General features: G+C 61.6%; 4 protein-coding genes. 2 read left to right on the forward strand and 2 right to left on the reverse strand.

Features of this window, described 5'->3' with window-relative positions; all coding sequences use genetic code 11:
* Nucleotides 1-75 precede the first annotated feature (75 nt).
* Nucleotides 76-471 (forward strand): helix-turn-helix domain-containing protein, encoded by a 396-nt coding sequence (locus tag AB4Y82_RS07055; RefSeq protein WP_441602149.1) that lies wholly within the window; start codon nt 76-78, stop codon nt 469-471.
* 697 nt (nt 472-1,168) lie between these two features.
* Nucleotides 1,169-1,402 carry a hypothetical protein gene (locus AB4Y82_RS07060; RefSeq protein WP_441602150.1) on the forward strand — a complete coding sequence of 78 codons (234 nt, stop codon included), beginning with the start codon at nt 1,169-1,171 and terminating at the stop codon, nt 1,400-1,402.
* Between the two features lie 7 nt (nt 1,403-1,409).
* On the opposite strand, the gene AB4Y82_RS07065 is transcribed toward AB4Y82_RS07060, so the two are convergent.
* Nucleotides 1,410-1,640, reverse strand: a complete 231-nt coding sequence (locus AB4Y82_RS07065) for an antitoxin Xre/MbcA/ParS toxin-binding domain-containing protein (protein WP_441602151.1) — start codon at nt 1,638-1,640, stop codon at nt 1,410-1,412.
* Between the two features lie 353 nt (nt 1,641-1,993).
* Nucleotides 1,994-16,210, reverse strand: a complete 14,217-nt coding sequence (locus AB4Y82_RS07070) for a putative Ig domain-containing protein (protein WP_441611192.1) — start codon at nt 16,208-16,210, stop codon at nt 1,994-1,996.
* Between the last annotated feature and the right edge of the window lie 16 nt (nt 16,211-16,226).

The raw sequence follows: 16,226 nt of genomic DNA on the forward strand, positions 1-16,226 counted from the left end.
TGGGAGAAAAATAACTCGCTGGCAGAGTACCCGTAATACGAGTATTGTCAACTCGTCACCCGAGGATCATCGCCTATGCTCGCCAGCACGTCCTTTCTGCCAGATACCCTCATGGCCGCCGCTGACCGCGCCTTTTACGAACAACTAGGCCAACGCATCGCCGAGCACCGCAAAGCGCGCGGCATCACGCAGGTCGAGTTGGCCAAGGCCTTGGGCATTGCTCAGCAGACCCTGGCCCACTACGAGGGCGGCACCGTGCGCATCGGCGTGGAGACGCTGACGATGGTGGCGAAGGCGTTGGATGTCGCCATGGAAGACTTGCTCGGTAGCGCCTCGGCAAAGACCACGGGCAAGCGTGGCCCTGCTCCCAAACTACAACGGCAGTTGGAGCTGGTCAGTCAGTTACCTAAAGCCAAGCAGCGCCTCATCACGGAAGTGCTCGATTCCATGCTGGCTCAGGCGGGCCGCTAAGCGGCAAAGGCGCCGAGTTATATACCTTTACCGGTGTTTGCCTATCCTGCACTAGATTCAGACCCTCGACGTCTTTTCAGCGTACTGAAAACGTCATTGCCAAGTGGTACCGCTTTACCGGCAATTGCCTATCCTGCACTAGATCCATTCCACGTCCGGTCTTTCAGTACACTGAAAACGTCCGTGCCGGGTCGTTGAGCGGCTAGACGAAAACGATCACGCCTCTCGGACGGATCGCATAGCACCCACCTCACGGGCTGCGACAGCAGCCTGAGAGGTGGGTGTTTTTGTTTCTAAAGATCAGGCTTGCTAGCAACGTGCAGCACTCTGGCGGCGCTTTTCCTATCCTGCACTAGGACGTGGCTCTCCGAGAAATGATTAGCCCGCTAATAACGGCCGTCCGCTGGCATCTGCAGTGGGGTCTCGGGGCAGCGCCCTGAGCAGGTCGGGAGCGTGGCAGAGGGAGTGCAACGACTGGCGACACGCGCTTTGTTATCCCCGCCCATGCGGCGGGGGTATAACAAACCCATACCTTGTCCAGAGACGTTGATGGTTTTTTTGCAGCAAGCGGCAATCTTTGGAAGCAATGATCGAAGCAATGCCCAAGAACATGCCCAGGAAAGTGCCGTAGCAAATGGTGCGACACAGTGCCGGCAAGATGACAAAGCAAGATCACCCAACGATACGGAGAACGACCATGGGCAATGATGTCGACATCAACTACGGCGTGGATTTTGAGCGAGCGCTGGAGCGCCTCCACCACGCAGCCGGAAAGATCTTCCGGCGATACCGCGAAGCAAAGCGTGGCAATAGCAGCGAAGAAGAGATCGAGCGACTGCGGCAGGCCTACATCAGCGTGCAAGATGAGGCGGAAGCGCTATCGCCGCGCGATGAGGCGGCGATCCGGGCCGTGCTGGTCAAGCCGATCTAACCGCCAGTCAAAAGAAGAACGCCCGCGCAAGGCGGGCGTTTCTCAGCGGCAAGGCATCAATATCGAGGAAGTGAACCTGACCCCGGTAGTGGCCTTCGGCGACCAGTTCCAATGCGGTCTTGCCGCCGAACGTGGCCAGTGGCTCCTGCAGCCACGCAACAGCTTTGCTGCGATCGCCCGATATCGCTTCCACCACCTGCATGACACGCGTCACACGTAGATCATTGGTGATGGCCACACAACGCTCCGTCGATATATCGAAGGCCATCATAAAGAAGAACGCCCGCGCTTGGCGGGCGTTCAACTATCCAAGACAGACGAGCCTCCATTCACCAGATTGCGCATCTTCTGACGTCAATGAGATATCAGCATTTGTCGCTATCGCGCGAAGGTCATTGGCCGTGTGCTTCTTGACGATTTGCTCACCCTCGCACTCGAATCGCTGATGAAATCTTCCATCAACCTGAAGCTCACACATACACGATTGAATCAATCCCGGGTGCCCATCGACCAATCCCGCAAGCACCGTTCGGCCGCTTGACAGGCGAAATACATTCATCACCTTCATTTCAAATTTCATTATTTTTGCCCTTACAAGCCAGCGTCTCTGAGCTGCCGAAGAATCTGGACATCCTCGCTGCTCAAGCCAAGCATCGATTGATGGCGAATCATGAAGTCTTTCACATGGGTTTCCGCACTACCAAACCCCTGCGGGCCGAGCCTATCAACAATGCCGAGTTTGGACTGCGTTCCATGAAGGAACTCTTCCAGCACCGCCGCCTTGCTCGGATTGTCACGGAGAAGAATATGCGTGTAGTCCGGACCACCCACATTTGCCTCTGCCTGCATCCAATTCAAATATGCCATGTCCTCACTGCCCTCCTGGGCAAAGACGAGAGTGCGTCGACCAGCAACGCTATCAATGAGTTCTGGAGATGCCTTTTCTACGCCCCAACCAAGATTGGAGCTATTCATCGTGTTTGCGCCCCTCTCAGCGAAGTCTGCGCCGCTTGTAGCCCCTCGATCAACCAAGCTGCGGCCACCCGCATCAAGTAGGCTGCTCCCCTCGGCAATGGCGCGCTCGGCGGCCAGCGGAGCCGCGTAAGTTGCCGTATCAAATAGCGCGCCACCGAGCGCGTACATGCCACCCATTTTCTGGCGCTCATTGAGCGCCTTGATCAATCCCAGCGGTGAGGACTGAATCGCCCCCTGAATCAGGTTGCCTGTATCGGTGAGAACGGTATTGCCAAAGGTGCCGTTTTGATAAGCCGATTGATAGTGATTCGTCGCAGCGATCATTGCCGCCTTACCCACCCCTGGCGTGATCAGTGAATTAAAGAGTCCATTCACGCGATCTCCGGCTCCCGACAGAGCCTGCCCGAGGGGTTTAAAGGTGAAGAATGCCTCTGTGTCCGAAAGGGCTCGATAACTTCCCAGTTGATAGGGCGCCGAGGACTGGCCTTGCTGATCGGCAGACACATCTCCCACCCCGGCCGTAGCCAACGAGTACGCTGATTGATCTCCGTTGCCGCCAACTCCAGGTGCACCTTGTTCGTAAAACGGCGTGCCCATGGGCTGCGCAAGCGTGCCATCAGACAGTCCATAGGCTGCGGTGGCGCTGCTATTTAGATACGACACCGGCGCGCTAGCGCTCGCCACTGATTCTTGGTCGGCATCGCTACTGTCGGGTATGAAGGCAATTACTTGACTCTCTGGATGGAGCCGCCAACTTGGATCATCTCCAGGCAGCACCTTCCAAGTTGCGCCATCGGACGCCGATCCGGCGGATGCCAGCATAGGAAAGTCTGACGGGCTGTATGAGGCGAGCGCATCGCCCTGCGCTCCGACGCCCTGGCCAAGCTTCGTAAAGTCGTACTGCTGGCCCTGCTGCGCACTGCTCGGGCTATTCATCCCCGCAATCGCCGCATTCCCCAACGCATTCCCAAACGCATCCTCCGCAATCTGACCCCACCCTTGGACGTGGTTATCCCCAAGCAACTTCGACGTTTCGTGGTTTAGTGCACCGGACATTAGCCCACCAGCGATATCATTACCGATTCCTGAGCTTAGCCCCATGCTCTGCATGACACCGCCCTGAAGGTTGGCAGCCGCCGTTGCACTGGAGGATACGACAGAAGCAACGAGGCCCGCCCAGCTGAAATGCTCTGACTGCCCTGTAACCTTATCAGCGGCGATACCGGCGGCATAATTCCCCGCCCCCAAGATACCGGCGCCCTCTGGCGTGAAAGCATTGCTAGCGCTGGCGAAGTAGCCAGCGCCTCGCAGCAAGCTTCCAAACTCTGAACCCGCTGTGGCGGTCAGCCCTCCGGCAATCATCTGCCCAAAAGAGAAGCCCTTGCTTACACCCAAGGCATCCCCAGTCAATTGACCTGCCGCGTTGCCGAGCATCCCACCGACGAATGCCGCTCCGAGACCGCCGACTCCCGCCGCCCCCGTCATGACACCGATGCCTGCTGAAAATACGGCCGAGGCGGTGACAGTGGAGGCACCGGCGGCGGTTGCGCCAGCACCCACAACCTCCGGTGCCATCGTTGCAAATGCGCCAGCCGTATAGATGGACACCACGACTACAACAGCAATTACCAGCACTTCCGCCAACCCCGAACAACCCGCCGAACTCGGCGGCGGCGGCGGCGCCGCCGGCAAACTCGGCGTGGTGCTGCCGATGATCTGTCCAGGGTTATACGGCTTGAAGGTCGTCGAGGTATTTGAGTGCGTAGTCACCGAAGGCACGGTGATACCCTGCCCCACGACTAGGCCGCTGTCTCCCGTGAGGCCATTCGCTGCCGCAATGATGTACGCCAGGCTGCTGTTGCCGTACACGCTTTGAGCGATGCTTTCCAGGGTGTCGCCGGCGGCCACCACGTACTGCGTCGGGTTGCCGCTGCTGAAGCCCGTGAGATTTCCGGAGACACTGATCCCGCCCGCGCCGTCCATGTCACCAATCAACTGGCCATTGACATAGACATAGTGGTCATCGGGCGTGTACCCGTTGGGCGTGAACGTGCTGCCGCTTGCCGCTCCCGTGCGACGCTCAAGGATCTCGCCTGAAGCGTTATACGCAAACACGCGAGTCGTGTTCTGTGGAGCACCCGCATTGGTCTGGCTGCTTTGCGACACGACGATGCGATTGCCGAAGGCATCGTAGTAGCTGGTGTCGGTGGCGGGCACGTAGCCGGACACAGTGGGTGTGCCGGTCGTGCTCTGCTCGAGGTAGCCGTCCTTCTTGATGTAGTTGACGACGTAGTTCGCACCGTATGCAGGTGTTGCCTGCGGAACAGCCGGCTGGTTGTAGCTGTAGGCCGTGACGTTGTCTTCGTGGTCGAAGGCCGTGTAGGTCGTGGTGGAGGCCACCACGGCCGGGCCATCACTACCGATGGTCGGCACGGCGCTGGCGCCGCTGTCCGGCAATGAACCATCACCATCAAAGTAGCGCTGGCCAATCTGCGTCCAGTTGCGCTGCGGCGGCTGCCAGCTCACCTGCTGGGCGACCTGACCGTCGGCGTTGTACTGGGTGGCCGTGCCGGTGGTCAGCCAGCCGCCGATATTGAGATACATATAGCCGGTCGGCCGATCCGGCAGACCGTAGATGCTCTCGACCGTGTTGGTTGCCAGGTAATTATTGCTGCCCACCTGGTGACCATCGGCGTCGTACCAGTACTGCGTCCCCACACCCAGATTGGACTGGCCGATCGTCGTGTCGACGGTGTTGTACGACTGCACCAGTTCGTTGCGGCCGTCGTACACCATCTTCTGGCTCATCAAATCGCCAGCACTGTAAGTGGTGGTGGTGGCTCCCTGGACCTGCTGGTAGGTGGCCGCATTGACCGTGTTGCGGATCACCACATTGCCGGCCGCGTCGTACTGGTTGGCGAATGACGGGTCCTGGTAGGTGCCGCCGGTGACCACGATCTGGCCGTTGGTCAGGGCACCATTGTTCACCACGGTGCGGTTGTCGCCGTCGTAGGTGAACCAGAAGCTCTGAATATCAGGCGCCCCTGCCTGAACAGTCTGCGCTTGCGTCATTGCGACCTGGGCCGCTAGGTTACCCCCTGGCCCCTGGTAGCTGATGATGAACGAAATGGTCGTTGACAGTCCGGCAGGGTCATGAGCGGTCAGCGTCACCGTGTATTGGTGAAACGTATCGTTCTTGATGTTCGGGTTGCCGGTGAACGTCATGTTTCCAGCATTGAAGATCAGCCACGACGGACACGTGTAGGTGTATGTCAGCGTCCCGCCCTGGGGATCCATGAACTGGTTGGCAACACCGATAGAGACGTTTGCTGGTGCACCGTACTCGTAGTCATGGCCGTTGATGGTGCCGATATACTGCGGCGGCTGCGGCACCGTTGCCACGTTGACGGTAAAGGACTCACCCACCTGCGCTCCGTGACTATCCTGAGCGAATACCGCGAACGCGAAACTTCCGCCGGCCGGAGGCGTCCCGCTGAAGGTGTGTGAGTTGTAGTCGAAACTGATCCATCCGGGCAGACTGGCCCAGTTCGCCCCGTTCCAGCAATAGGGCGTGTACGAAACTATGTCGCCATTGGGATCTGATGCGCCCGGCGCCTGGTAGCTGAAAAATTGATTCTGCGTTGCATTGATGTTGACGGGGCTACCGGAGAATACCGGCGCCACATTCACCATATTAATGGTTAGCATGGTGTTGGCGGTATTTCCAGAGACTGGATCGTGTGCAGTTACAGTGATGTTGTACGCCCCGGCTGCTGCACCCCCGTTGATATAGAACGTGGCGCCATCAAAAGTTACCCAGCTCGGCAAATTGCTGGCGGTATAGGTCATCGTGTTCCCGGTGGGGTCATAGAACACGTTGGACGGCATGGTGTACTTGAGGATGGCCCCGCCCGGCGTATAGGTCTGCGCCGGCATGGGGTTGGCTACCGAGATGGGCGCGTATGAGTTGTTCATCATGAACGCGCCGGCCGCCGCGCCGCCTTGCGCATTGGTCGCGATGATTTCGATCTGATAACTGCTGACAGACGCGTAGATGGGTGTCGAGAAAGACGAGGTCTGGTACGTCATGGTCTGCGGCACGCCGGTGACCGCACCCGTCGTAGCATTGACACTCAGTCCGACCGAGCCAATGGGTACCCAGGTGGCCGCCACGTTCGTGTCAATCGGCTCCCCACCCCTATTGATGGTGAGTACGTGCGCAGGTATGAGCACCATGCCGCTGTAAGTAAGCGCCCCGCCATCCGGCTCATTAAACGCATTGCCTGGCAGCGGAATATTGACCGAGGCACCACCGATCACGCCTGACTGATTGGTGAGATTACCGTTGTACACCGGCGGTGGCTGCACGTACTGGGCAACGGTGATGCTGAAGTAGCCTTTGACGTATTGACCCTGAGGATTCTGCCCCTGGATGTAAATGTTGAATGTCTGACCCACCGCGCTCTGCGGGGGCGTGCCGGTAAAGGTCAGCGAATTAGGAAAGAACGTCAGCCAGCCGGGAAGGTCCGAATCCACTTCCGTGGTGGGCTCACCCGGAATCGACTGCATTTGGTACGAGCCCGCGTTGTAGATAAGCGTGTCGCCATCGCTTTCGTAGAAGGCACTCGTACTGAATGCAAACGAAGACTGATGCGTGCCATACATCGTCTGGTTGCTGAGCGTGCCATTCAAGACGGGCGGCGTCGCCTGCACCGTCAGAGTGAAGTTCTCGGTCGCAACGCCACCCTCCGAAGTTGTTGCCTTGACCGTGATGGTGTAAGTACCCACGCTTCCCGACACAGGCGTGCCGGTGAAGGTCCGGCTGTTAGGGTCGAAGTGCAGCCACGACGGCATGTTCGTAGCGTTATATGTGACCGTGCCGCCGTTCAGGTCATTCGCGCCGGCTACGCTGAAGTTCAACGCACCACCCACGCCGCCAAGTTGATTTGCTGCGCCGGCTGAAAACACCGGTGGCGCGACGGGAACCGTCACAACCACATTGGTAGTCACACTCTGTCCATTGACGTCCGTGGCCGTGACCGTAACGGTCCAGCTGCCCGGCGCGCCCGGCGTGCCGCTGAAGGTGCCATTGCTGTTGAGCGACAGCCAGCCCGGCAGGCCGGTGGCGCTGAAGGTCAGGCCGAAGCCGACGTTGTCGGTGAAGTAGCCCGCAATGCTGGTGCTCCACGGGCCGGTCGGATTGGCGGTAAGGCCGCCAATGCCGGACGTCGTCGGCGCGCCGCCGCTGCCGCTGATCGCGGATGCGCCGCCGTAGGCACTCTGCACGAACACTGCGCGGCGGTTGCCGGCAGCATCGTAGTTGTACACGGTGCGCGTGCTGGCCACGCTGGTGTCTTGGTTCTCCGTGGTAACCACGGCCACGCGACCGTGGCTGTCGTAGCTGGTAATGGTCTCGCTGTGGACCGCAAGGCCGGCGCCATCGGTGGTCCAGGTGGCATCGAGCGTCTGGTTGCCGTTGGCGTCGTACTGGTAGTTGTCCCACAGGGCCGTCGTACCACCCGACATCTGCGCTTCCTGCTGCACCTGGCCGTCGGCGTAATAGGAGAAGTCAATTTCGCTGCCGCTGCCGGTCAGGATGCCCGGGAGATAGCCCGGATTGCCCTGCCCGGCGGGCGCCCAGCTGCTGACTTCCTTGGTCAGCAGGCCAGAACCGGCGTCATAGGTATAGGTCGTGTTGGCGCCGCTGAGGTCGACATGGGACTGCACGCGGCCGAAGTAGTCGTAGGCCCAGCTTTCCGAATTGCCATTGGCATCGGTGTAACCCACCTTGTTGCCGTTGGCGTCGTAGGTATAGGTCTCCTGCCAGCCGTTCTGATGCTGGATGGTTGTCTGGCTGGTCAGCACGCGATGCTGACTGTCGTAGCTGTAGTAGCTGGTGTTGCCCAGCGCGTCGGTGACCTGCAGGCGGTCACCGTTGGAGTTGAGCAGGTAGGTTTCCTGCGCCTGCTGCACGCGTGCGTTGCCGGCACTGTTGAGCAGGAAGTCACCTTGCTGCACGACCTGGTCGAGGTTGTCGTAGTTGGTATAGGTGATGCGCGCGTACGAGCCGCTGGCGGTATTGGCTGGCGGCGTCTGCTGGGCCACGGCGCGACCGAGGGCGTCATACCCGGTATACGTTCTATTGCCAACACCATCCTGACTCACCGTGACGTTGCCGGCGCTGTCGTAGGTGTTCCACGACGAGTTGCCGTTTTCGTCGGTCATGCCCATCAACTGGCCGCTGACGTTGTAGTACCACTCCTTGGTTGGCGTCTGCCAGGTGCGCACGCCTGTGGCGGACACCACCAGCACGTTTGGCGCGATGACCTGGATAACGTGGTTTTGCACGTCGTACCGGTACTGCGTGACATTCCCGACGGCATCGGTCGTCGAGATGACATTGCCCCAGCGGTCATAGCTGCGCGTCTGCTGTGTGGCGCCGTTCACACCCGTGGTTGCCTGCGTGCTCGGGCCACGTGACCAGACAACATGACCCGACAGGTCGGTGACGTTATGGGTCCAGGTAGTACCACTGACACCGTTGACCGTCGTGGTGACCGTGGTGTCCACGATGACGTCGCCGCTCAGGTCGTAGCTATAGGTATGGGTGGCGCCCGACTTGGCGTCCGGCGCCGTGAGCTGGTTGCCGGCGTTGTCGTAGGTGTAAGTGGCTTCGTAGCTGTTGTTGTCACCCCGTGCCACCACTTCACCGAAGGCGTTGTACTTGACCTGGGTATAGGCGTCATAGCCGGTCTGGCCGCTACGCTGCGTGGCTGTAGTCAGCTGCTGGTTGTTGGCGTCGTAGGTATAGGTAGTGGTGACGGTGCTCGACGCACCATTGGTGGTCAGCGTGAAGCTCTGCGTGAGCACATTGCCGTTGTTGTCGTACGTGGTGCTGTGCGTGTTGCCGTTTGCATCGTACTCGCCGGTCTGGCGACCCAATGCGTCGTAGTACGACCAGGTCTGCTCGGAAAGCCCGCCAGCAGCGACGTTGGTGCTCAACACATGGCCGAGCGCATCGTAGACGTAACTGGTGACCGGGCTGACCGTGGTGTAAAGGCTGGCGCTGGTCAGGTCGACCGACGTACTGGCCAACAGGCTCTGCCAGTTGCTGACCAAGGCCTGGCGCGCTGGCGCGGTCACACTGATGACGCGGCCTACGGTGTCATACGCCGTGGTGGTGGTCATGCCGTTGACGGTGATGCTGAGTACGCGATTCTCGCCGTCGTAGGTATAGGAGGTGACCGAGCTGCCGTTGGCAAAGCCGGCGCTGCCGTTGACGTAGCTGTATTCGCCGGTGTCGGTCTCGCTGGTCTTGCGGCCGATACCGTCATAACCGTAAGTGATGGTGCGGTCATAGCCCGTGGCCAGCGTGCCCGCGGGCGGCAGGCCTGGCGTCGTCGTCGTACTGACGCCGCTCGTGCTTACGGCCGTGGCGTACTGCGTCACCGTCAACGCGTCGCCGAATGCGTCATAGCTGGTGGTGGTGACGTAACCCTGCGGGCTGGTATAGCTCCCGGTGGGAGTGACGGTCATCGTCGCCCGATTGAGGGCATCGTAATAGTTGTACGTGGTGGCCCAGATCGCGGGCGTTCCGCTGGTGTCGGCGCCCTGGATCAGGGTGGACGTGCTGGTGACATTGCCGTACGCATCATAGGTGTACGTGGTAGTCGGCGACATCGGCCCTGCAACGCTGCCGCCTTGCGGGCCCATCGTGTAGACGTAGCTGATGGCGGACTGCTGGACCTGCGTCTTCTGACTGAGCTGGTTGTAGGTCGTGGTGACGCTGCGATCGCTGCCCGATGTCGCCAAGCCCTGCTGCAGCTGGGCGACGCTCAGTGCCTGCCCGGCACTCCAGCCGGTAATCGCACCGGTATTGAGCGCCGTGGCATAGCGCGTCGTGGTGAGCACATTGCCGTAGGCGTCATAGGTGTTGGCAGTGATGTACCCGTCGGCATCGACGCTGTACGCCACTTCGCCGTCAACGTTGTAGATCTTGTACTGATAGTGGCCGTCCGCGTCCTGATCGACCACGGCCTGGCCAAGCGCATTGTAGGTCACGTGCGTGGCAGCCACGCCGGCGTAGGTGGTGCTGGTCTGGTGATTGACCGCGTCGTAACCGTAGTTGGTCGTGTTCAGGACCGTGACGTGCGCCGAATCCGGTCCGGTCCCCTTGCTGACGGCTGTGACGTTGCCGACGCCGTCGTAGCTGTAGGTTGTGTACAGAAACTGTGTGACGCTTTGGAACGCGCCATTGCTGCTGTTGTAGCTGCCCACCGTGACGGGCGGGCTTTGTTCCAGGGTCTTGCGACCGGCCTTGTCAAACAGTACGTAGGTCCAGTTCCCATCGCGATCCGCACGACCGGTCTGCAAACCGGTGGCGTCGTACTGGAAGCTGGCGTTGGCGCCCAACGCGTCGCCCGTCGCGGTGATGCGACCCGCCGCGTCGTAGGTGATGCTGCTGATGCGCGCACCCGTGGTACCGCTGTTGGTGGCGCTGATCGCAGTAGCCAGCGTCGCCACCGTCTGCGTGCCGGGCAACGCGATGGCGTTGGCGTACGCTATCGTCTTCAGCGTTCGGCCATCAGCGTCGTACTGCGTTTCGGTGACGTGATTGGTGGCATCGATGGTGTAACGCAGGCGGCCTGCATTGTCATAAACGCTGTAGGTGACGTGATTGGGAGCACTCGCCAGCGCCTGCGCCACGCTGCTGGTGGAAAGCTGTGCGGCCAGCGTCTGACTCGTGGACAACACAAGGGTCATGCCGTAGCTGACGGTAGCCACCACGCGACCGGCGGCGTCGAAGCGCTGCTCGGTCACCACACCGAGCAACTGGCCGTTCACCGTGTTCTGCTGCACCGTGAAGCGCGCGTGGCCATCGGCGTCGTAGAGATAGAGCGTGGCCTGCGCATTCGCGTCGGTATTGACGGCGCCACTGACCAGGGACCCGACCGACGACAATGCCGTCGACTGCGACTGCTGCAACACCGTCGCTTCGCCAGCGGACACCGTCACCGCCGTCTTGTAAACCAACACCTCACTCACGCGATCGGCGCTGTCGTAGCGCGTTTCGGTGACATAGCCCTGCGGATCGATGCTGTAACGCACCTGGCCTTCCGCGTTGTACGCGGCATAGGAAACCTGGTCGTAACTGGTGACCGACAGGTCGGCCGTTACTGCGGCCACGCTTGGCGCATTGCCCAGGGCGCTCAGCTGTGCGCCGGTAAGGGCCGTGGCATAGGCGCGCACGGAGGTCACGCGACCATCGGCATCATAGGTGCGCTGCGTGACCGCGCCGCTGGCGTCGATGCTCAGAACCGCCTGGTTGGCTTCGTTGTAGACGGTGCGCGTCACATGCCCGTTGGCATCCGTGGCGCTGGTGAGATTGTTGTTGCCGTCGTACGCATACGTCGTCGCCAGATGCAGCCCGGACGGATCGACGATGGTCTGGCTCAGCCGCTCCAGGTTGTCGTATACGTACTGCGTGGTGCGCGCAGCGCTCGTGCCCGCACCCACCGTCACCGTCAGCGCCTTGCCGGCGCCGTCATAGGTGTAGGTGGTGGTGAGGTTGAGCTTGCCGGTGCCGGCGTCCTGCACCTGGGTAAGTACGTTGCCGTCGGCATCGTAGGCGTAGGTGGTCACCGAGTTCATCGGGTCGGTGATGCTCAGCTGGCGACCTTCGCCGTCGTAAGCGTAGCTGGTCTTGAGGTTGAGACCTGACGGGTCGACCGTGCGCGTAAGCACGCGACCGCTGGCATCGTAGCTGTAAGAGACGACGTGACCCGTGGCATCCGTGGTCTGGATCAGATGATCGTCAGCGTCGTATTGATTGCTGCTGATGTTGCCCAGCGCGTCCTTGGTTGTGAGCAGGTTGCCGTCGCCGTCGTAGGTGAACGTGGTGACGTCGTTGAGGCCATCGGTCACGGTGAGCACGTCGCCGTAGGCATCGCGCACGGTGGTGACGGTGACGCCGTCGGCGGTGGTCATAATGGTCTTGTGATTGGCCAGGTCGTACTGGTAGATGGTGCTGTTGCCCAGCGCATCCGTCTGGTTGACGACCCGATCGAACGCGTCGTAAGTCGTATGCGTGGTGCGGGCCGCGCCCTGTACCGTCTGCGACACGCTCACCTGGCGGCCGAGGTTGTCGTAACCGTAGGTGATCACGCTGCCGCGGGCGTCCGCGGCGCTGATCACGCGCCCGAAAGCGTCGTAAGTCATCGAGGTGGTACGCGCCACCGCCGTGCCCACGCCGTCCGTCTCGCCGGTGCGTTCGCCGCGCGCGTCGTAGGTGTAGGTGGTCGTGGTGCTGTTGCCCGCCGTCAGGCCGCTCCACGGCGTGCTCAACTGTTGCTGCTGCTGGATCAGGTCCCCGAACGCGTTGTAGATGTTGGCGGTTTGATAGCCCAGCCCATCGATGGTGCCGGCCACCTGGCCGTCCAGTGTGTAGCTGTAGCTGGTGGTGGTGTCCGTCGCCGGATTGGCACGTGCCGCCGCTGCCGCCGCCACCTGGGCAGTGGTCGCGTTGCTCACATTGAGCGTGGTGCCACTACTGGTGCCCGACGTGACCAGCGTCAGCATGCCCGCGTAGCGGCGCGTGCTGGCCACCTGGCCAAAGGCGTTGTACGAATAGGCGATGACATCGCCCAATGCATTGAGCGTGCCGCCACTGGGCTGGCCCTGCACCGTGTATGCGACGCGGCCATCGGCGTCGTAATAGGTGTAGGTGATATTGCCCAGCGGGTCGGTGGCAGTGATCTGCTGACCCAGCACGTTGTAGGTGTAGCTGGTGGTCTTGGTATTTCCGTCGGTACGGCCAGTCACTTCGCCGAAGGCGTCATAGCTCGTGCTGGTGGTGCGGGCCGCGCCCTGGCCTGCCGCCGGCGTTGCCGTCGTGGACAGCAGCTGGCCGACGGTGTTGTAGCTGTAGACAGTGACCGTGCCATCGGGCGCGGTGACCTGATGCAGACGGCCATCCGCATCGTAGATGCTCGTGCTCGCCTGCGTTGCCGGTGACACGCCCAGCAGGGCCACCAGCGCCGCGTTGGTCTCGCTGCCGGTCAATGCGGTCAGTTGCGTTGAGGTGAATGGCGTGCCGTAGCGGGTCGTGACCGCGGTATGCGTCGTCTCGTCGTACGCGGTCGTCGTGAGATAGCCATCCGCGTCGATCTGGGCAACCACCCGCCCTTCGTCGTTGTAATAGGTGCGCGTGGTTTGATCGGCCGCGTTGGTGGCCAGATCGGCTTGCAGCGCAGCGAGCGTCGGTGTGCTGCCGAGCGCCGTTAGCTGGGCCGGCGTCAGCGCCGTGGCGTAGATGGTGGTTTTGACGACGCGACCGGCCGTGTCATAGGCGGACACGGTGACGTAGCCCGATGCGTCAATCGATGCCACCGGCTGGTTGTCGGCGTCGAATACGGAGTGCGTGATGCGATCGTTCGCGTTACTGGTCAGGTCCGCCTGCAGGGCTGCCCAGGTCGGCGCGCTACCCAAGGCGGTGACTTGCGTACCCGTCAGCGCAGTTGCGTAAGCCGTGCTGCTCAACGCATTGCCATCGCCGTCATAGGTCGTCGTAACGACGTTGCCGAGGGGATCGATGGTGGCGATAACTCGACCGGCCCCGTCATACAACGTGTGGGCCGTACGATCGTTGGCATTGGCCGTCGGCACAGGCACGCTGGCCGGGAAACTCGCGGTCAGTGCGCCTCCACTCACCCAACCGGCCGTGCTGATGGTGGTGGCGTACTGCGTGGTGGCCACCACGTGACCGTCGGCATCGTACGTATAGGCAGTGACGGCGCCGGTCGCATCCACCGTGCCCGACACGCGACCATCCGCATCGTAGAAGGTGTAGCTGACATTGCCGCCCGCATCGATCACAGCCACCGGCTGGCCGGCGGCGTCATAGAGATAAGACGTCACCCGGCTGGCCTGGCCACTGGCCGACTGCGCGCTGCTGAGCAGCTCGCCGGCGCTGTTGCGCACTTGCGTGGTGGTCAGGCCGTTGGCCTGGATGATGGCTAGCTGATTGCCGCTATCGGTGTAGACATAGCTGGTGACATTGTTCAGCGGGTCTGTGCTGCTGATCAGTCGACCCAGCCCGTCGTAGGCGTAACTGGTGGTCTCCGCTGTGGTGCGAGCGCTGCCGCGCAGCGTTGCCTGCTGCAGCAAACGGCCCTGAGCGTCGTAAGTAAACTTGGTCACCACCGCACTGGTGTCGCTGCTAAGCGTGCCCACGCCGGCGCTGCTCAGCGCGCCCCACTGGATGGACTGGCTCAACTGGCCACGCACGTCGTAGCTGTAATCGGTGCGTTCCATCTGGCCAAGCACGGCCTGTACCGGACTACTGGCCACCCAGCTCTGCAACTGCGCCAGAGTCGGCGGCGTGCTTGGGCTCAGCCCCGCCAGGCTGTAGCTCGCACCGACGTATTGCTTGATGCTGCTCAGCACGGTGACACCGCTGCTGGTGCCGTAGTCGTGCTCGGTCACATGGCCCAGGGCATCAACAACGTAGTTGAGGCGATCGCTGCTGTCGTAAACGAAATAAGTGGTTTGCGCGCCACTGGGAGCCACGTAGCCACCCTGCCCGATCACACCCTGCGCCGGGACGCTGTAGGTAGTCTGGCTGGTGACCTGGTTGTCGACGTTATAGGTGTAGCTGATCGTGTGACCCGTCGGATCTTCCACGCTCAGGCGATTGCCGTTGCTGTCGTACGTATACGACGTGATCCCGCCATTGGCATCGACGACCTGGGTCAGGTTGCCGCTGGCGTCGTAGCTGTACTGCGTGGTCGGGCTGCTGCCGTTGACCGTCGGCGCGGTGACCTTGGCCAATTGGCCGGCGGCGTTATACGTATAGGCCCAGACGCGCCCCAGGCCATCGGTGACCGTGGTGGTGTCGGTGCCGAGCGTGTAGCCCAGGGTCAGCGTCTGAGCCGCCGCGCCACTGCCGGTGGTGATGGTGGCGACGCGCCAGGTGCCATTGCTGTCCTGCGCATAGGTGTAGCTGACCGTGGTGCCATCGCTCTGCGTGACCGAGGCGACGCGGTCGCTGCTGCCATCGTAGGTATAGGTCGTGGTGTAGCTGGCGGACGTGGCATCGGTGTCCGAACCCAGCGTGGTCGTCACCGTCTGCAGGCGCCCCTGGCCGTCGTAGCCGTAACTCACCTGCTGGCGCACCACCGCCGTGCTGCCGCCCGGCGGAATCTCGCTGATCGAGAGGCTGCTGAGCGCGCCCGCGGTGTAGCCCAGTGTGAGTTGATCGCCGTCGCCCGCGGTGATCGTGGTCAGTTGCGCGCCGGTGTAGCCAAAGGTGTATTGAGCGCCCGTCTCGGGGTCGGCCAGGGTCTGCAACTGGCCCGTCGCGTTGTAAGTTTCCTGCACGCGGCTGCCGCCATCGGTCCAGGTCCAGGTCGACGTCCCGGCGTTCCAGCTCAGCGTGTCGGCCGCGCCGTTCTGACCCTGGCTGACGTACTTGCCCAGGGTGGCGTTGTACGCGTAGGTCACTGTCGAACCGTCGTCCGCCGTGCGGGTGATGGTGCTGCCGGCCGTGTTGAGGGTGCCGGTCAAGCCGCCCACGTTGCGGGTGAAGCCGAATAGCCAGCCCTGGTTGCCAGTCAGCTGACCCAGGCTGTTGTAGGTGCGCAAAACGTTGAGCGGCAAGCCGTCGAAGATCAGGCCCTCGTCGGCGTTCTGCAGCACTAGGTTACCGGTCGCAAGATTGAGGTACTGGCCGATGCCGGCCTGCCCAATGGACGCTTGTCCTCCCGACGTCTGGCCCAGCTGAGTCAACGACGTATTGCCCAGACCCAGCCCATTCCCTGAAATCACTGCGACCATGCGACCACTCCCCGAA

It is taken from the genome of Dyella sp. 2YAF14 (genome assembly GCF_052114725.1).
Taxonomy (GTDB): Bacteria; Pseudomonadota; Gammaproteobacteria; order Xanthomonadales; family Rhodanobacteraceae; genus Dyella.

What these genes read in the sequence shown, in the direction of transcription:
- AB4Y82_RS07055 (WP_441602149.1), top strand. Translation starts at nt 76, where the DNA reads ATGCTCGCCAGCACGTCCTTTCTGCCAGATACCCTCATGGCCGCCGCT.
- AB4Y82_RS07060 (WP_441602150.1), top strand. Translation starts at nt 1,169, where the DNA reads ATGGGCAATGATGTCGACATCAACTACGGCGTGGATTTTGAGCGAGCG.
- AB4Y82_RS07070 (WP_441611192.1), bottom strand. Translation starts at nt 16,210, where the DNA reads ATGGTCGCAGTGATTTCAGGGAATGGGCTGGGTCTGGGCAATACGTCG.